The following is a 17441-nucleotide window of genomic DNA, read 5'->3' as shown; positions in this document are numbered from 1 at the left end:
CCGCTATGTGTTGCGCCCCGATCCTGCTCCATCCGCCAGCAACAGGGACTTCCGATGCGCTACCGCTGTGCCGTGCTCGACGACTATCAGAATGTGGCCCTGTCGATGGCCGACTGGTCCAAAGTGACGGACGACATCGACGTGACCGTGTTCAACGAGCGGCTCGGCGACGAGGCTGCCGTCGCGCGCGCCCTGCAGGGTTTTCAGATCGTCTGCGTGATGCGCGAGCGCACCCCCTTCCCGCGCAGCCTGATCGAAAAGCTGCCGGACCTGAAACTGATCGTGACCACCGGGCTGAAGAATGCCTCGATCGACGTCACTGCGGCCAAGGAGCGCGGCATCCTGGTCTGCGGCACCGAGGGCGCCAAACATCCGACCGCGGAACTCGCTATCGGCCTGATGATCGACCTCGCCCGCCATATCAGCGCCGAGAATGCCCGCATGAAGGCGGGCGAGCCCTGGCAGGCGACCGTCGGCGCGGACCTGTTCGGCCACACCCTCGGCATTATCGGCCTCGGCAATCTCGGCCAGCGGGTCGCGAAAGTCGGCCAGGCATTCGGCATGAAGGTGATCGCCTGGAGTCCGAATCTGACGCTCGAGCGCTGCCAGGAGCACGGCGTCGCCTATGCGACCAAGGCCGATCTGTTCCAGCAGTCGGACTTCATCACCATCCATCTGGTGCTGTCGGACCGCACCCGCGGGCTTATCAGCGCAACCGATCTCGGCATGATGAAGCCAACGGCCTATCTCATCAATACCTCGCGCGGGCCGATCGTGGACGAGGGCGCGCTGATCGCGGCATTGCAGAACAATGCCATCGCAGGCGCAGGCCTCGACGTATTCGATACCGAACCGCTGCCGCGCGACCATGCCCTGCGCACGCTGCCGAATGTCGTGCTCACCCCGCATCTCGGCTATGTGACGCAGGACGGCTACCGGATTTTCTACGGCGGCACCGTGGAGGCGGTCCGCGCCTTCCTCGACGGCAAGCCGGTCCGGGTGATCGGATAGCGCCGACGCAACCACATCCGCCGTTCGTTCCCGCGCGGTCGGGACCGGAGTCGTCTTGGCTTTGCGTACGCGCTTTCGCGGGGGCGAACGGACAAACGATTAGAAGGAGGATCGATGCCCATGCAGCCGCGTGAACGGATCGCGTTTTCACCCATTGAAACCCGGCCGAAACTGCAATTCCCCGACGGCGTGCGCATGGTGATCTGGCCGGTGCTGGCGCTGGAGGACTGGGATATTTCCCGCGCCATGGCGCGCATGGTGATCGTGCCGCCGCAATTGCAGCCGCTCCTGCCCGACCACCCGAACTGGAGCTGGCATGAATACGGCATGCGGGTCGGCTTCTGGCGCATGAAGAAGATGCTGGAGCGGGTCGGCGCCAGGCCGACGGTGACGCTGAACGCCCGGGTTTGCGAAAGCTATCCGCAGGTCGTCGAGGCCTGCATGACTGCCGGCTGGGAGCTGAACGCGCATGGCTACGAGCAGATCCCGATGCACAAGCTCGACGACCAGCGCACGACCATCATGAAGGCGATGGACGTGATCGAGAAATTTTCCGGCAAGCGGCCGCGCGGCTGGTTCGGTCCCGGTCTGACCCAGACCTTCGATACGCTCGATTATCTGAGCGAGGCCGGCGTCGAATATATCGGCGACTGGGTGCTGGACGACGAGCCGGTGACGCTGAAGACCACGCACAAGCCGGTGGTCGCCCTGCCCTACAACTTCGAAATCCACGATATCGTGCTGTTCACCGCGCAATATCATCCCTCGCCGATGTTCTACGACCGGGCGATGGATCAGTTCGACATCCTCTATGAAGAATCGGCAGAGCGGCCAAAGATCATGGCGATGGCCTGCCATCCCTATCTGTCCGGGGTGCCGCACCGCATCGGCCATGTCGAGCGCGCCTTCGTGGACATTCTCGCCAAGCCCGGCGTCGTGTCCTGGACCGGCGAGCAGATTCTCGACTGGTATCTCGGCCAGCAGAAAGCCTCGTAATGCCCTCCCGCATCCGCTCGGCCTTCGTGCCTCATGACCTGAAAGCACCGATCGCAGGAGCCGGCGACGGCGCACTCGCCGGGCTCTCCGTCGTCATCAAGGACATGTTCGACATTGCCGGTGAGCGCACCGGCGGCGGCAATCCAGACTGGCTGGCGGCGCAGAAGCCCGCGACCACGAATGCGGCCGTGGTGCAGAAGCTGCTCGATGCCGGCGCCACCATCACCGGCAAGACGGTGTGCGACGAATTCTTCTATTCCATCGCCGGCGTGAATGCGCATTACGGCACGCCGGTCAATCCGCGAGCGCCCGGCCGCCTTCCCGGCGGCTCGTCGAGCGGCTCCGCCTCGGCTGCGGCATCGGATGCCTGCGATTTTGCGATCGGCAGCGATACCGGTGGCTCGGTGCGCATTCCGGCCTCGTTCTGCGGGCTTTATGGCATCCGCACCACGCATGGCCGCGTCGATCTCGCAGGCGCCATGGGCATGGCGCATTCCTTCGATGCGGTGGGCTGGTTTTCGAATGTGCCCGGGGTCTTCCGGAAAGTCGGACCGGTGCTGCTTGGCGGCGCCTCGACGGCGGCAGACATCGCCCGGCTCGTGGTGCTCGACGATGCCTTTGCCGAAGCCGATTCCGCCGTCGCCGCGCTGATGAAGGACGCACTGGCTGCAATGGCCACCGAACTGCCCGCGCCGTCGCATCAGCGGATCGCACCGGATGGACTCGACACCTGGCGCGAGGCGTTCCGGATCATCCAGTCGCGCGAAATCTGGTCGGTCTACGGCGACTTCGTCACGCGCACCAAGCCGCAATTCGGTCCGGGTGTTGCCGAACGCTTTGCCGCCGCCGCAACAGTCACCGCCGAGATGGCGGCCAAGGCGCGGGTGATGCAGGAGCGTGCCCGCGACCGCATCCGCGCGATCGCGCAGCCCGGCACGCTGCTGGTGCTGCCGACATCGCCGGCCATTGCGCCACGCGCCGATGCGCCCCATGCCGAACATGAATCGTTCCGCACCCGCGCCATGCGCATGACCTGCATCGCGGGGCTGTCCGGCCTGCCGCAAGTCTCGCTGCCCATCGGCACGATCGAGGGATGTCCGGCCGGACTGTCGTTTATCGGCTGGGCGGGCGGCGACGAGGCGCTGCTCGATCTTGCGATCCGGCTCTCGCGCTATTGCGGCATGGCGGCCTGACGCCAGCAGCGCCATGTCACGAGGTTCCGCTCTGGAACCGAATGTGCGGCATTGCGTTCTGAACAGGCTGTTCGGAGCGCGACACTCTCATGTTCAAATGGGCCATCTTCTTCCTGATTATTTCGCTGATCGCGGGCGCCATCGGCCTCAGCGGAATCTCGACCTTTGCACGGCGATCGCGATGGTGCTGTTCGCGCTGTTCTTCTTGAGCTTTCTTGCATTGCTGGCGTTCGCCTATTTGCTTGGCAGCGCGTTCGAGGCCGGACGAACCGCAGCCGTCATGTCGCTGTTCGTGTGACGCGGCTTCGTCGGGGCTCGCCTTGCTTTTGGTGGTTTAGCAAACAACACCGGCGGGACGACCCCGCCGGCGCTGGTTTCATCGCGTTCGGTTACCGGTTGCTGCGAGTCTGGGCCGGAGTGTTGCCATGATAGCCGCTGTCGAGTTCGGCGCGGCTCGATGCATGTGCAACCGAAACCCCGATGACGGCGACAACGGATGCCGCCAGCACGGCCTTCTTCAGAATAGTCATCTTCAAGCTCCTTCGTGATCGTTGCGGGGCCCGCATCGAAACGGTGCCGCGGACCTCTCTTCGTGTCATTCGCACCATCACAGTGCGCCGTTACACCGGCAGCGCATCAAGGTGCCGTGAACGCTGCCCGGTCAGCGCGCGCCGTTGTCGGTGCGCACGCGCGCCTGGACGGACTGCACGGCGCCGCGACGGGGAACGTAGACGCCCTGTTGCCCGAACGCGTCGCGCGCACGCTGTTCGATCTCGTCTCGCGGGCCATAGGGCGAGCTGTAGATCGGGCTGTTGCCGTGATAGCCGGAATTCAGGTCTTCGCGGCTCTGCGCGTTGGCCGTTGCTGCGATGCCGACCAGCGCTGCGGCAAGAACGGCGGACTTGACGATGGACATGCTCAGTCTCCTTCCAATCGGCCGCGAACCTCATCGAAGCATTCGCGGCAGTGGGACGGGAGCTAAGCGTTGATTGCTTCCACGCCAATCAAGGCGGCGTGAACGCAAACGGCTGTGTGCGTGACATGCGCGTGAGCGCCGGGAATAAAACATGCACAGACTTCGTCGCCTAGATGCGTTCGCGCGACGAAAGTCGCATGAACAATTGACGGCAGTTTCGCGCTCAACAGAGGCGGGAGAATGAAATCTCTCTGCATCGCGTAAAATAATGCAGTTGTTTTTCCAGGACCGGTCCTTCCGAGGGATGATCATCTTGCACGCGAGATAAATCGGTATCTTGAGCGGCCGACGTCTTGACCGTTTCCAATGAACGCATTTGCCCAAGGGCGCGCTCGTCGCCAGATGGCGAGCTGGCATTCAATTCCAGCATGGCCTGGCCATCGCCGGAAGGCTTTGTGCCCGGCAGACCGATGGCGGCGGCGCGCCCCTCAGAAGCCGTCCGGCAAGCCCGCCCAGACATCGGCCTCGGTCATCGGCCGCGGCAGCATGCTCTGTGCGGAAATATAGTCGAGCGCGAGCCTGACGCTCGGCGCGATCGCGGCGCGGCCGATCGGCAGATCCTTGGCCGACGGGGTGTCCTTCCAGGCGGCCTTGACCGCGTCCCAGAACGCCATCAAGGCATCGCGCCGCGTGTCGATGAGGGATTGCTTCGCAACGATGACATGGTTCACCGGAACGAAGCCGTGCTTGCGCGAAAATTCGCGGCCCGCACCTTCCGCATCCGGATAGACATCGGCGAGATCGGCGTCGCTGGGCTTGTCGTTGCCAACGATGATCGCGTCGAGCTCGCCCCCGCGCAGCATGTCGAGCAGCGCGCTGCCCGGCTTCGCCCGCGTCGCGAATGGCGGATCGGAATATTCCGCGACATGCGGATCCTCGAACGTGGTCCAGCGAATCTGTTCCGGCGCAATACCGAAATTCTCCGTCAGGATACCGCGCACCCATGCACCCGTCGTCTGGCTATAGGCGCGCACGCCGATCCGCTTGCCCTTCAGGTCGGCCGGCCCCTTGATGCTGTCATTCCTGGCGAGCTTGATCAGACTGATCTCCTGCGAACGCGCCGCGACCGCGGCCGGGATCAGCACCAGCGGCTTTCCGTAAGCCTTGGCCTGCAGGAAGGTGACCAGCGCCATTTCGGAGATGTCGTACGTCCCCTGCCGCACCATCTGCGCGAATGCCTTGGTGATCGGCGACACCTCGACGAAGGTGAAATCCTTCGATGACGCGAGCCGCTCCTTCAAAAGGCGCGTATGCGGATAGTTACCAATCGCTACACTCAGCACGCATGTTCTCCGTCGAACTCTCGCCTTGTCATGCCCCGCGCATGCGGGGCATCCAGTCGGCTCCGCGATTATGACTGGATTGCCCGCATTCGCGGGCAATGACAACCGAAGACGGGCCGCCTCAGAACATCGGCGGATAGGGCCGGCCGCCGCGGTCGAGCGTGATCCAGCGCGTCTCGGTGAAGGTCTCCAGCGACCAGCGTCCGCCATGCTTGCCGACGCCGGACGCCTTGAAGCCGCCGAACGGCACATGCGGCTCGTCATTCACCGACGAGCAGTTGATATGGCAATTGCCGGTGTCGAGCTTGTTGACGATGGCAAGGCCCCGGCCCTCGTCGCGGGTCATCACGCCGGCCGAGAGGCCATATTCGGTATCGTTGGCGATCTGGATCGCCTCCTCGTCGGTGCGGAACGGGATCACCGGCACCACCGGACCGAAGGTCTCGTCCTGATAGAGCTTCATGTCGGGCGTGACGCCGGTGAGGATCGTCGGCTCGACAAAGCGGCCCTCGATCTTGCCGCCCAGCACCACCTTCGCGCCCTTGGCGATGGCGTCTTCCAGCTGCTCGCGCACCTTGGCGACCTGCTTGTCGTTGATCAGGGGCCCTATGATGTGCTCCTTGTTCTTGGTCGGATCGCCGACCTTGAGAAGCTTGGCACGCTCGACGAAGCGTTTCAGGAAATGGTCGAAAATCTTCTCGTGCACCAGCACCTTTTCGACCGACATGCAGATCTGGCCCTGATGCATGAACGAGCCGAAATTCGCCGCCTGCGTCGCGCGCTCCATGTCGGCGTCCTCGCACACGATCAGCGAGTCCTTGCCGCCGAGTTCGACGCAGCATTTCTTCAGGTGGGCGCCGGCCTTGGCCGCGACCTGGCGGCCGACCGCGGTCGATCCGGTAAACGAGATGCCTTTCACATAAGGATGCTCGATCAGCTCGTCGCCGACCTCCTGCACATTGTCGCGCGAACAGGTCACGACGTTGAACACGCCCTTGGGCAGCCCCGCTTCCTCGAACACTTCGGCAAACAGAAGCCCGCCGCAATAGGGCGTCTCTTCCGAGGGCTTCAGCACGATGGTGTTGCCGGCCGCGAGCGGGAAGGCGAAACCGCGCGAGGACAGGATGCACGGGAAATTCCACGGGCTGATGATCGAGACCACGCCCATCGGCCGGCGCACCGCCATGGAGATCTTGCCGTATTCCGACGGAAGCACCTCGCCGGTGGCCTGCCACACCGAGGCCGCCGCCGCGCGGAACACTTCCGCCGTATAGCCGGTCTCGAACATGCCCTTGCCGAACCAGCCGCCGCCCTCCGCCTGCAACGCCTCGACGATCTCCATGCGGCGCTTCTCGAATATCTCCGCGGCCTTTTCGAGATAATGCGCGCGCTTGGTGAAAGGTAGCGCCGACCATTCGGCGAAGGCGGCCTGCGCCGCCTCGATCGCAGCCGCGGTTTCGGCGCGGCCGCAATCGGGGACTTCCGCCCAGACCGAGCCGTCAGCGGGATTGTAATCCTTGAACATCCGGCGGCTGGACGAGCGTCCACCGATAAACTGGCCTTCGAATACGCGTGCCATGTCGGGTCTCCTTGAAGCTTTGCCGTTTCGGGCCTTTGCCGTGATCCTACGCCCTGCGCGCCTTATTTGGTATCCGGTCCGCCGCCGCCCGGAAGCGCGCCGGGCTTGAGCCTGACCATGGTGAGTCGCTTTCTGCGCGCCGCGACATGCTGCGACTGGACCTGCGCCGCGCGCGATACCAGGGCGTCGATGTCGATGCCGCCGCTCACTTGCGGCGTTGCGCCCGGGGTCGCTTGTTCCTCGGCCTCGATATCGACGCCGCGGCTGTTATGGCCGAGCAGTGCGTCGCCTTCGGCCTTGCGTTCCTCGTCAGCGCGCCGCTCCTCCTTGCGGGCGAAGGCGCTTGGCACCGGCGCCGCGAGCCGCCGCTGCCGGATATGGTCCGCCATGCGTTTCGACGCAGCCTGCGCCAGCCCTGCCGGATGGAGCGCATCGACCTCGATCAGCGCCGTCGCCGGATCGTAAACACCGGCAAAGGCGGACGGATTCTCGCGCGACGCCCGCAGCGAGCGGATATGCCGTGCGTGGCGCAGCGAGGCCGCCTTCGCCAGTTCGGCCGCGTGGTCGGCAAGCCGCTTCGCATCGGCGGCGACGCTCTCGCGCACCGCCGGTTGCGGCAGCGCCGCGATTCCGGCCCAGGGATCGCCCGACTTTTTCGGATCGTAGCGGCCGGCAAAGGCGCTCGGCAGCGGTGCGGATTGACGCAGCGCCTGCACGAATGCCGAGCGGATCGCACCGGCGCGCGAGGCGAGACTGCCGATCAGGCGGCCGACCGCGGCGAGATCGACCGGCAGGGGAAACGGCGCGGGCAGCCGCACCGCAATTGCACCTGCCTTCGCGTCACGGCGCGCGCCGCCGAGATAGGCGTTCACCACCGCCGGATCCGTCATCAGGCTTTGCGCCGCGCCCTCGCCGGTGATCCGCCCGACTTCGATCAGATAGCCGCGCTCGGCGATTTTCAGACTCTGCCGCGCATTCTGTTCGACGAGAAGAATCCCGACACCGGTCTCGGCGATCTTGGCGAGCGAACGGAACAGCTCCTTGGTCAGCACCGGCGACAGGCCAAGCGAGGGCTCGTCCAGCATCAGGATTTCCGGCTGCGACATCAATGCACGGCCGATTGCGACCATCTGCTGCTCGCCGCCCGACATGGTTCGCGCCACCTGCGAGCGGCGTTCGGCGAGGCGCGGAAACAGCGTGAAAATCTGCTCGAGCGTCGCGCGTTCGCGGGCCCGGGCACGGTTCGGGAAGGCGCCGAGTTCGAGATTTTCGGCCACCGTCAATTCGCCGAAAATGCCGCGGCCTTCGGGAACGAGGGCAACGCCCTCCTCCACGATCAGATGCGCCTTCATGCCGGTGATCGGCTTGCCGTTCATGAGGATCTCGGAGCCGGGTTCGGCCCGGACCGTTCCCGCGATCGCCTTCAGAAGGCTGGACTTGCCCGCGCCATTGGCGCCGAGGATGACGCAGACCTCGCCCTTGTCGACCTTGACCGACACATGGTCGAGCGCCTGATGGCGGCCGTAGCGGACGCTGAGATTTTTGACCTCAAGCATCGTCGTCGTCCCCGAGATAGGCTTCGATCACCTCCGGGTCGGCCAGCACCTCCTCGACCTCGCCCTCCTTGATCTTGCGGCCGGTATTCATGACGACGCAGCGTCCGCAGAGCGAGCGGATCGCGTCCATGACGTGCTCGACCATGATGATGGTGCGGCCCTGCTCGGAGAGCTTCGCGATCAGTTCGATGCCGATATTGAGTTCGCTCGGATTGAGCCCGGCGAGCCATTCGTCGAGCAGCAGCACCCGCGGATCGGACGCAAGCGCGCGCGCCAGCTCGACGCGCTTCTGGTCGATATAGGTCATGGCGGCGACCGGCACATGCTCGCGGCCGCGCAGGCCGACCAGCGCCAGCAATTCGTGCGCCACGTCGCGCGCCTGCGTACCCCAAAGCCTCCGGTGGCCGAAAACCGCGCCGGCGATGACATTATGCTCGGCATCCATGGCCGGCAGCATGCGCACCAGCTGGAAGGTGCGCGCGACGCCGCGGCGGGCGATCTGATGCGCCGGCAGCCCGGAAATCCGCGTGCCCGACAGCACGATCTCGCCGGCATCCGGTTGCAGCGCACCGGAAATCAGATTCAGCATCGTGGTCTTGCCGGAGCCGTTCGGTCCGATCAGGCCGAAGAGTTCGCCCTCCCGAACCTCGAAGCTCACGTCATTGACCGCGACCAGCCCGCCAAAGGCCTTGCGCGCACCGGAGACGGTAAGTGCCGCCGTGCTCATGCGCGCTCTTCCACAGCAACCGGCCCGGCCGGCGCGCGCGGCCCTTTGAGCTGCGTCCAAAGCTGTTCGAGCCGGCCGGTGATGCCGTCCGGCAGCAGATAGACGATCACCAGAAAGGCGATGCCGATGACGATCGAGGTATCGTTCGGAAAGCGCACCGACACGAAGTCCATCAGCAGCGTGAACGGAATGACGCCGACCAGCGGTCCCCACAGCCGGCGCGTGCCGCCGAGCAGCGCCATGATCACGACAAGGAACGAGATCATCGGATTGAACGCCGCCGGCGGCTCGATATAGGCATAACGCGGGGCAAGGATCGCCCCCGCCATGCCGATAAAGGCGCCGGAGATCATGAACAGGATGATTTTCAGCTTCGCGGTATCGATGCCGGAATGCTTGGCCACGGTTTCGTCATTGCCGATGATCTGCATGGCAAAGCCGAGCCGCGAGCGGTTGATGATCCAGCCGGTGAAGAAGATCACGGCGGTCAGCGCCAGCAGCATCCAGTAGATATGCTTCTCGGTGAAATCGGTGAAGACATAGAGGCCCATGCTGTTCGACACCTTGACCTGCGTGTAGGACACGACCTGGCGGACCAGTTCAGCAAGGCCGAAGGTGAAGATCACGAAATAAACGCCGGAAATGCGCAGGGTCGCAGCACCGACCAGGCCCGCCATGACCGCCGCCACCGCGCCGCCGATCAGCACGAGGACGCCGAACGGCAGATGGTCGAGGCCGATTCCGACGCTGTAGGTGCCGAGCCCGAAAAACGCGGCCGTCGCCAGCGACACATAATGCGTCGGCCCGGAAAACAGCGTCCACGCCGTGCACAGCGCGGCATACATCACCATGTTCAAGGCGAGCGACAGGTAATAGCCCTGATCGAACAGCGGCAGCGTGGCGGCGAGCGCAAACGCGGCCGCGCCCGCGACCCCCGTCTGGATTTCGCTGGGAGTGAGCTGCGTCATGCCTGTTGCCTGCCGAAAATGCCCTGCGGCCGGAACAGCAGCACCAGGACGAACAACGCATAGGTGGCGGCGAGTGTCAGCCCCGGATCGATCAGGCGCGCGACCGCTGTCTCCGCGATCCCGAGGATCAAGGCGGCGATCACCGCGCCGCGCACGTCGCCGACCCCGCCCATGATGACGATGATCAGCGCCTTCATGGTGAAAATCACGCCCATCGACGCGTTGAAGCTATAGAAGGTGGAGAGCAGCGTGCCGCCGCAGGCGGTCAGCGCGCCGCCGAGCGCGAAACACAAGGCCGCCGCCTTCGCCACATCGATGCCGACCAGATTGGCCGAGTTCGGGTTGACCGCAACCGCGCGCACCGCGGTGCCGTAGCGCGTCTTGTACAGAAACAGATAGAGGCCCGCGGCGATCACGCAGGCGGCGCCAAACGCGACCACGCGGTTCAGCCCGTAATAGGTGCCGAAAATGTCGAAGCGATCGGCAAGGAAGGTATAGGACGTATAGGCGCCGCCGAAGCCGCGCAGCATCAATCCCTGAAACAGGAACAGCAGCCCGAAGGTCGCAAGGATGGAATCCACCTCAAGCATGCCCTGGTTCTTGGCGCGATCGACCAGGGGCCGCAGCAGGATGGAATAGATGCCCCAGTTCACGACGAACGCGAGCGGGGCGATCACCAGAATGCCCCAGAGCGGATTCACCGCGTAGGACGTGAACAGCCAGAAGGCGATGAAACAGGCCGCAACGAAAGTCTCGCCATTGGCGAGGTTCATGATCCGGGCGACGCCGTATTGCAGCGTCAGGCCGAGCGCGATCAGCGCGTAGGTTCCGCCGAGCAGAATGCCGGTAACGATCGTCTCCATTGGGGTCCCGCAAGAAATCGTCCGGCGCAGCACTCGGCTGCGCCGGACATTTTCGCTCCTTGAAGCGTTACTTCCAGGGCTCTTTCTTGACCGGCGCTTTCGCGCCGGGAATGCCATCGGCAGCCACGCCATTGAACACGCCGTCCTGCCACTGGCCGACGGTCCAGACCTTGTGATTGATGCCGTCCTTGAGATCGACCTCGCCGATGACGGTCTTGAACGGCGCCTTGCGCAGCTCCGCGACCACCTTGGCGCGGTCGATGGTGCCGGCCCGTTCGATTGCCTGGCCGAGGATTTCAAGCCCGGCATAGGTCACCGCACTCGCCCAGGAATCCGGCTCGACGCCGGTGACGTCCTTGTGGCGCTTGCGGTAATCCGCGATCGCCTGCGAATTCGGATCGATGCCGCCGACGCCCATCACGCCATTGGCGGCGTCCTTGAAGCGGCCGATATAGCTCGGGAAGGCGGTGCCGACGCCGACATAGAAGGCGCCGACATCGAATTTCTGGATGCGCGCCTGGTCGGTCAGCGCGAAGGTGTCCGGCGGATAGGAGAAGGCGACGAAGGCATCCGGATTGGCCGCCTTGGCCGCGCTGATGATCGGCGCGACGTCCTGGGTGCCGAGCGGATAGGAGGTTTCATACACGATCTCGAAGCCGGCCTTTTCCAGCGCGGGCTTGCCGGCGCGGACGAGTTCGAGACCGAACGCATCGGCGACGTTGACAAGCGCAACGCGCTTGCCGATGGCGCCGGAGTCGCGCAGCTTCTTCAGCGCCTCGGCGGCGCCTTCGGCGAGCTGCCTGGAGGTGCCGAGCATCCAGGCCGAATTCGGCCAGCGCTTGGCGAATTCGGCGACATTGTCGGTCGCAGCCGTGGTCGCGATATGCGGATAGCCGAACTTCGCGATCAGCGGCGCAGTGGCGGCGTTGAGGCCGGTGGCATAGGGTGTCACCAGGAAGTCGACCTTGTCGACGGTGGCAAGCCGCGTGATGTTCTTGATCGCCTCGTCGGCGGTGGTCTTGTCATCGAGCTCGATGATCTCGACCTTCATCTGCTTGTCGCCGACCTTCAGGCCGCCGCGCTTGTTGACCTCTTCCGACCACAGCTTGATGTTGGGCCAATGCGTCACCGCGGCCGGCGCGCCGAGCGGGCCGGTCTTCGGCGCGCTGGCGCCGATCTTGATGACATCCTGAGCGGCCGCGATGCCGCCCGCCATCAATATGGCGGCGGCGGACGCCGCCAGCATCGTCGTCAGTTTTCTGAGCATCAATTCCTCCTCTGCGTTGCTGAATGAGCGCCGTTGGCGCCGGTTTTTGGCACCGGTTTTCCGCCCGCAATCTATTGGCGGCCCGGATCATGGTCCAGCATGGTTCATCGTTATCGTCAACGCCGCGAATGCCGCGCGTCGTGCTGCAATTTGCCGGCTCCGGTTTCGTTGGCGAAACCGGAGGCCGCGCCTCTAAGATCGTTGCATTTGCATCGATAAGCCGGCAGCCGTTCCCGGAATTGATCCAGCCAATCAGGCAAACTGGATGGTCTTGGTCTCCAGATAATTGTCGAGCCCTTCCGGCCCGCCCTCGCGGCCGACGCCGGATTGCTTGAAGCCGCCGAACGGCTGTTTCGGATCGACGATCATGCCGTTGATCGTGACCGTGCCTGTGCGCAAACGCCGCGCCATCCGGTAACCACGCTCGGCGTCTGTCGTATAGACCGAGGCCGCCAGCCCGTAGACGGAATTGTTGGCCTTGCGGATCGCATCGTCCTCGTCGGTATAGCCGATGACCGAAACGACGGGTCCGAAGATCTCCTCCTGCGCAATCTTCATGAACGGATGCACGTCGGTGAACACCGTCGGCTCGATGAAATAGCCCTTGTCGAGACCTTTCGGACGGCCGCCGCCGCAGGCGATGGTCGCACCTTCCGCGCGCCCCGCCGCGATATAGCCCTGCACGCGCGCCAGCTGACGCGCCATGGTGAGCGGCCCCATCTGCGTCTCCGGCGAGAACGGATCGCCGACCTTGATCTTCGAGACCGCGCCGACATAGAGATCGAGGAATTCCTGCTTGCGCTTTTCCGGCACCAGGATGCGCGTCAGCGAGAAGCAGACCTGCCCGGTGATCGGCATCGTATAGACCATCAGGCTCGGCAGCGCGGCGTTGAAATCGGCGTCATCCAGCAGCACCGCCGGCGACTTGCCGCCGAGCTCGAGGCTGACGCGCGCGAGCCGCTGCGCGCAGACCGCGGCAATATGTTTGCCGGCCGCGGTCGAGCCGGTGAAGGCCACCTTGTCGATGTCCCTGTGATGCACGAGATAGTCGCCGCCCTCGCGCCCGGCTGGGACAAGATTGAACACGCCGGCCGGCAGTCCCGCCTTCTCGATGCATTCGGCCAGGATATAGGCTTCGAGCGGGGTTTCCGGCGAGGGCTTCGACACGATGGTGCAGCCGGCGGCAAGCCCCGCCGCGACCTTGTAGCTTAGCAGCACCAGCGGCGCATTCCATGGCGTGATCGCCGCACAGACGCCGACCGGCTCTTTCGCCACTTTCACCTTGCCGCCGTCGTCGCGCTTGCGATCGTCGACGAAGGGATAGCGCTCGATCAGATCGGCATAATAATTGAACAGCGTCGGATTCTGGCCGACCAGCTTCTTGGTCAGCATGATCGGCGCGCCGACCTGCAGCGTCCAGGCATTGGCGATGTCGTCGAGCCGCTGCGTCAGAAGCTCGGCGATCTTGCGCAGATATTTGGCGCGCTCGGCCGGCGCCATGCGCGGCCAGGGCCCGTTGTCGAAGGCATCGCGCGCTTCGGCGACGGCGCGATCGATGTCGGCACGTCCCGCCTCAGGATAGCTGAGGATTTTTTCTTCGGTCACCGGCGAGATGACGTCGAGCATCTCTTTCGAAATCGGCTCGACCCATTGGCCGCCGATGAACAGCCGCTGCGGCGCCGCAGGCACAGGCTTGATCGTGGTCATCATGTTCATTCGGCCACCTCCCGGAGGCTGAAACGCAAACCGGATGCCCTTAAAGCCGCTCACACAGATGGTGGCAAGGGATCGGCAACGCCACGGCCGGTAACCGCCTGGCCCACGGTCTCCTTGGAGGCGCGCGGTGGGATCGCCGACCAATGCCCGCAGCGGATGGGCGCGCCGACCCGGCCCGCAAAATTTCAGCGGATCGGCGCTATGCGGCTGCGTCGGATTCGAACAGGGCGACGTAATAGACCCCGATTCTGCGGGTCAATGTCGCGGCCGCGACCGACGACACGGCGATACCCACGGCACCGGCAACGGGCGCGGCAAACGCCAGGGTGGCGGACGTGGCGGCGGCAAGCCCGGTCGGCGCTGCGCCGCCGAGAAGGCCGATCACGACTGCACGTGTCTTGTCGCGCTCGAACGGCACGCCATAAAGATCGCTGAGCGCCTTCACCATGCGCAGATTGACCGCAGTCACGCTGACGACATTCACCGCGGGCATCGGCACCAATCCGCCGAGACCGGCAAACATGCGGTAGCGATCGACGATCCTGAACGCGAGCCGCAACCGCTTCTCCGCTTCAGCCTGTTGCGAAGCGAGTGTTGCGACCGGAAGCGCATCGTTGGCAGGCGGCGGCGAGGGCGGCCAGATGTCGATCTCGCTTTTGGGCGCGGCCGCGACAGCTGATGCGGCAACGGACGGCGCCGGCTCCACGGCGGCCTCAGGCGCGGGCCTGCCGGGCCTGGCAGGCGCTTCCGCCTCGGTCTCAATCGGGATGAAGCGCAGATTGCTGCCGGACGGCTTGATCGCCTTTGGGAGCTGTTTGCGTGTCATGCTGCGGCCTGTTGCTGGCCGAGCACCATGTCGATTTCTTCGGCAATCGCGGCGATCTCTTTTGCAGCGGGCCCTTTCCAGCTGATCAGACTGGGCGTCGCCCCCCACAGCGAGGCTTCCGGATAGGCCACGCGATTCTGCATTTCGGTCTGCAGCACCGGCAGCCCCGCTTCGGTAAGTTCGGCGCGAATATGCCGGGCGATCACCGAATCGCGCGTGGTCTGGGTCAACAAGCAGCGAAACAGCGGGCGGCGTCCGTCCGGGCGCTCGGTGAGAAAACCAAGCGTGTCCAGTGTGCGGTCGACGTCGAAGGGCGACGGCTTGACCGGCACCAGCAGGAAATCCGAAACCGCGAGGCAATCGACGGTGGTTTTGGAGCGAAAGCCCGGCGTGTCGATGATGACCAGGCCGCCTGCATTCGACAGCCGCCGCGCCGTCTTGGTTGCTTCCTCGCTCGCATCCTCGATCACGGCAACACCGCCGAGCCCGCGCTCGCGTGCGGCCAGTCCCATGATCGAGCGCTGCGGATCGGCATCGATGAGTGTCGGGCGGCGGCCGCGCAAATGCCAGTACACCGCCAGGCAACTTGCGACCGTGCTCTTGCCGCTGCCGCCCTTCATCGTAGCCACGGTGACGATCATCTCACGGCCTCCTTGCCAAAGACCCGCGCAGTGATTCGTCGTTATGGTAACGAATTTCGGCAAGCCGCGCCCGGGGAATGCGGCGCGAATCGATCAGAAAGTTGGGCGTAGCTTGTGAACAGGGCGGCCCGGCCGCGCTGCTCTTGAGCGGGGCCCTTGTATTGGGCGGGGCCCTTGTATTGGGCGAGATCCATGTGTTGCGCGAGGCGCTTCATGGGCAGGGCGTTCGGACCGCCGCCGCAAAGGCGGGAAAGAAATCAGGCCCCAAAATGCATGACGCCGTCTCCGAATCTCTTCGGAAACAGCGCCAGACAGTCCGAAAGACAAATCGGTCCGGAAATTACCAGGCCGGGCAAACCGACAGGCCGGTGCACGAACCGAGCGTATAGTTTGCAGAGGCCTCGGTTCCTGCGGCGCTTTCCAGCGCCTCGTCGGACACGTCGAAGCTCAGGATCTCTTCTTCTTTTTGATTGAGGGTGGTGAGAGTCATGGCGTAATTCCTTTCATCCGCCAGATGCATAGAAAGTAACGAGGAAACTGATCAATTTCCCCCTGCTGGCGGGCGTCAGGATTGGCCAAGTGCGCCAAAAAGTCAATCAGCGCCCAGCTTCTCGGCAGACCATCCTTACGGTCAGCCCTGATCAATCCTTAGTTTCGGTCTGCCTTGCGCGGGAGTTGTTATCGATAATGAGTCGTATCCAATCGCCAGGGTCGCACAAAATCATCCCTATCTCCTTAAAGCCGGCCGATCTCCTGCTATCGCGCCGTCACCGGGCATCTTGCTCCGCCCGGACGGCATCGATCGCCTGCCGGGATGAGCAACATTTTGGCCGAAAGGCCGCCTGAGACGAAGCCTATGGACCGATTCCACCAGTGGCTGAGGCAGCGTGCCGCCACCATTGACGAGCGCCTGTCGGATGCCTTCGAGGCGCGACAGGAGCGCGCCGACGATGCCGCACCGGCCGACCGGCGGCTCGCGGCCTGGTGTCAGGCTGCGGCAAATGGCGACCCTGACCTGTTCCGGCGCCGGCTTGAGCGGGATGGATGGTCTGCGCAAACCGTGCTGTCCCGCCTTTCCGCCATTGACGTCGCGCCACAGGCGCCCGTCCCCGGCTGGCTCGACGACGCGATATGGATCGAGGCGGCGCTGGGCGAGCCATTCCGGAACGGTGAATTCGCCACCGGAGACCGCCCCTTCGTGCATCTGCTGATGCCGGTCGTCGACCGCGCAACCGCGCGGCTGTGGACCGATACCGGCGCATCGATCCGCAATCTGTTCACGCCGGACGGCGAAGCCTGCCTCCGGCTGATGCTGCTCGACCAGTTGTGCGAGTTGTGTGCGCCCCCGCTCTATGAGCGCTTTTCGGCAGCGCGCACCGGCGCTGCCTCCGGCTCCGAGCCGGCGACGCCGGGAAGCGCTGCTCTCTACGCGCGCTTCGTCGCGGACATGAAAGCCGGCGGCTTCCGGCAGCTGTTCGAGCAATGGCCGGTGCTGCTGCGGCTGATTGCAACGCTCACCCGGCAATGGATCGAAGCGGCCGGCGAATTCGCGGTCCGGCTCGATGCCGACCGCGACATGCTGCGCCGCGAATTCGCAGACGGCGACGGCGCGGCCCGCGTTTCGCGGATCGAGGGCAGCCTGTCCGACCGTCACAATAACGGCCGTTCGGTGTTCATCGTCACCTTCGAAGACGGCGCGCGCGCCGTCTACAAGCCGAAAGACCTGCGCCTCGATGTCGCCTGGTCCGGTCTGGTCGGCAGACTCAATCGGGCGGGCCCGCCCGTGGATTTGCGGGCGGTGCGCGCCATCGCGCGCGATGGCTATGGCTGGACCGAATT

16 protein-coding genes and 1 pseudogene are annotated in these 17441 nt (G+C 64.6%); 4 read left to right on the top strand and 13 right to left on the bottom strand.

The features are described from left to right. The first annotated feature begins 54 nt into the window (after positions 1-54). The 3 genes from ACK41X_RS05820 (at position 55) to ACK41X_RS05810 (ending at position 3200) form a co-directional block, all read left to right on the top strand. Positions 55-1011: a D-2-hydroxyacid dehydrogenase family protein gene (locus tag ACK41X_RS05820; RefSeq protein ID WP_409720202.1), complete on the top strand. Its 957-nt coding sequence runs from the start codon at positions 55-57 to the stop codon at positions 1009-1011. A gap of 114 nt (positions 1012-1125) precedes the next feature. Continuing rightward, a complete protein-coding gene (locus ACK41X_RS05815) occupies positions 1126-2007 on the top strand; it encodes a polysaccharide deacetylase family protein (RefSeq protein WP_409720200.1) in 882 nt (293 codons plus the stop codon). Then, positions 2007-3200, top strand: coding sequence for an amidase (locus ACK41X_RS05810; protein ID WP_409720199.1), 1194 nt, complete (start codon positions 2007-2009; stop codon positions 3198-3200). Before ACK41X_RS05815 ends, ACK41X_RS05810 begins: the two co-directional genes overlap by 1 nt. 389 nt (positions 3201-3589) lie before the next feature. Here the strand turns inward: ACK41X_RS05810 and ACK41X_RS05805 are convergent, their stop codons facing one another. The 13 genes and pseudogenes from ACK41X_RS05805 to ACK41X_RS05745 form a co-directional block, all read right to left on the bottom strand. After that, a complete protein-coding gene (locus ACK41X_RS05805; RefSeq protein WP_409720197.1) occupies positions 3590-3730 on the bottom strand; it encodes a hypothetical protein in 141 nt (46 codons plus the stop codon). A gap of 131 nt (positions 3731-3861) precedes the next feature. After that, entirely contained in the window at positions 3862-4116 is a 255-nt protein-coding gene (locus tag ACK41X_RS05800; protein ID WP_409720195.1) for a hypothetical protein, read from the bottom strand. Between the two features lie 488 nt (positions 4117-4604). Beyond that, complete coding sequence (locus ACK41X_RS05795) at positions 4605-5459, bottom strand: ABC transporter substrate-binding protein (protein WP_409720193.1); 855 nt, start codon at positions 5457-5459, stop codon at positions 4605-4607. Between the two features lie 121 nt (positions 5460-5580). After that, on the bottom strand, positions 5581-7038 hold the full coding sequence (locus ACK41X_RS05790; protein ID WP_409720191.1) for an aldehyde dehydrogenase family protein: 1458 nt from the start codon (positions 7036-7038) through the stop codon (positions 5581-5583). Between the two features lie 851 nt (positions 7039-7889). Continuing rightward, positions 7890-8594, bottom strand: a pseudogene (locus tag ACK41X_RS05785) (ABC transporter ATP-binding protein); the annotation flags it as partial. Beyond that, positions 8587-9321, bottom strand: coding sequence for an ABC transporter ATP-binding protein (locus ACK41X_RS05780; protein ID WP_409720189.1), 735 nt, complete (start codon positions 9319-9321; stop codon positions 8587-8589). The pseudogene ACK41X_RS05785 and the gene ACK41X_RS05780, both read right to left, overlap by 8 nt. Then, a complete protein-coding gene (locus ACK41X_RS05775) occupies positions 9318-10289 on the bottom strand; it encodes a branched-chain amino acid ABC transporter permease (protein ID WP_409720187.1) in 972 nt (323 codons plus the stop codon). The genes ACK41X_RS05780 and ACK41X_RS05775 overlap by 4 nt, the downstream gene beginning before the upstream one ends. Then, positions 10286-11152: a branched-chain amino acid ABC transporter permease gene (locus tag ACK41X_RS05770; protein WP_409720185.1), complete on the bottom strand. Its 867-nt coding sequence runs from the start codon at positions 11150-11152 to the stop codon at positions 10286-10288. Before ACK41X_RS05770 ends, ACK41X_RS05775 begins: the two co-directional genes overlap by 4 nt. Before the next feature lie 67 nt (positions 11153-11219). Then, positions 11220-12419 (bottom strand): amino acid ABC transporter substrate-binding protein, encoded by a 1200-nt coding sequence (locus ACK41X_RS05765; RefSeq protein ID WP_409720183.1) that lies wholly within the window; start codon positions 12417-12419, stop codon positions 11220-11222. A 252-nt stretch (positions 12420-12671) separates the two neighbouring features. Then, the gene (locus tag ACK41X_RS05760) at positions 12672-14135 is read right to left on the bottom strand and encodes an aldehyde dehydrogenase (protein WP_409720181.1); all 1464 of its coding nucleotides are present in this window, start codon (positions 14133-14135) and stop codon (positions 12672-12674) included. Between the two features lie 199 nt (positions 14136-14334). Then, a complete protein-coding gene (locus tag ACK41X_RS05755; RefSeq protein ID WP_409720179.1) occupies positions 14335-14961 on the bottom strand; it encodes a DUF697 domain-containing protein in 627 nt (208 codons plus the stop codon). After that, positions 14958-15602: a hypothetical protein gene (locus ACK41X_RS05750; RefSeq protein ID WP_409720177.1), complete on the bottom strand. Its 645-nt coding sequence runs from the start codon at positions 15600-15602 to the stop codon at positions 14958-14960. The genes ACK41X_RS05755 and ACK41X_RS05750 overlap by 4 nt, the downstream gene beginning before the upstream one ends. Positions 15603-15942: 340 nt before the next feature. Further along, complete coding sequence (locus ACK41X_RS05745; protein ID WP_409720175.1) at positions 15943-16092, bottom strand: hypothetical protein; 150 nt, start codon at positions 16090-16092, stop codon at positions 15943-15945. 366 nt (positions 16093-16458) lie between these two features. Here ACK41X_RS05745 and ACK41X_RS05740 point away from each other — a divergent pair. Next, positions 16459-17441 (top strand): DUF4135 domain-containing protein (locus ACK41X_RS05740; RefSeq protein ID WP_409720173.1); only part of this gene is annotated, 983 nt, incomplete at its 3' end.

Source organism: Pseudorhodoplanes sp. (assembly GCF_046289595.1).
GTDB lineage: Bacteria > Pseudomonadota > Alphaproteobacteria > Rhizobiales > Xanthobacteraceae > Pseudorhodoplanes.
Note: the sequence above shows the minus strand (reverse complement) of the source record. Positions and strands in the feature narration are given on the sequence as shown.

Excerpts from the sequence above, each read along its gene's own strand:
- ACK41X_RS05820 (WP_409720202.1), top strand. The coding sequence starts at position 55 with ATGCGCTACCGCTGTGCCGTGCTCGACGACTATCAGAATGTGGCCCTG.
- ACK41X_RS05815 (WP_409720200.1), top strand. The coding sequence starts at position 1,126 with ATGCCCATGCAGCCGCGTGAACGGATCGCGTTTTCACCCATTGAAACC.
- ACK41X_RS05810 (WP_409720199.1), top strand. The coding sequence starts at position 2,007 with ATGCCCTCCCGCATCCGCTCGGCCTTCGTGCCTCATGACCTGAAAGCA.
- ACK41X_RS05805 (WP_409720197.1), bottom strand. The coding sequence starts at position 3,730 with ATGACTATTCTGAAGAAGGCCGTGCTGGCGGCATCCGTTGTCGCCGTC.
- ACK41X_RS05800 (WP_409720195.1), bottom strand. The coding sequence starts at position 4,116 with ATGTCCATCGTCAAGTCCGCCGTTCTTGCCGCAGCGCTGGTCGGCATC.
- ACK41X_RS05790 (WP_409720191.1), bottom strand. The coding sequence starts at position 7,038 with ATGGCACGCGTATTCGAAGGCCAGTTTATCGGTGGACGCTCGTCCAGC.
- ACK41X_RS05780 (WP_409720189.1), bottom strand. The coding sequence starts at position 9,321 with ATGAGCACGGCGGCACTTACCGTCTCCGGTGCGCGCAAGGCCTTTGGC.
- ACK41X_RS05775 (WP_409720187.1), bottom strand. The coding sequence starts at position 10,289 with ATGACGCAGCTCACTCCCAGCGAAATCCAGACGGGGGTCGCGGGCGCG.
- ACK41X_RS05770 (WP_409720185.1), bottom strand. The coding sequence starts at position 11,152 with ATGGAGACGATCGTTACCGGCATTCTGCTCGGCGGAACCTACGCGCTG.
- ACK41X_RS05765 (WP_409720183.1), bottom strand. The coding sequence starts at position 12,419 with ATGCTCAGAAAACTGACGACGATGCTGGCGGCGTCCGCCGCCGCCATA.
- ACK41X_RS05760 (WP_409720181.1), bottom strand. The coding sequence starts at position 14,135 with ATGAACATGATGACCACGATCAAGCCTGTGCCTGCGGCGCCGCAGCGG.
- ACK41X_RS05755 (WP_409720179.1), bottom strand. The coding sequence starts at position 14,961 with ATGACACGCAAACAGCTCCCAAAGGCGATCAAGCCGTCCGGCAGCAAT.
- ACK41X_RS05750 (WP_409720177.1), bottom strand. The coding sequence starts at position 15,602 with ATGATCGTCACCGTGGCTACGATGAAGGGCGGCAGCGGCAAGAGCACG.
- ACK41X_RS05745 (WP_409720175.1), bottom strand. The coding sequence starts at position 16,092 with ATGACTCTCACCACCCTCAATCAAAAAGAAGAAGAGATCCTGAGCTTC.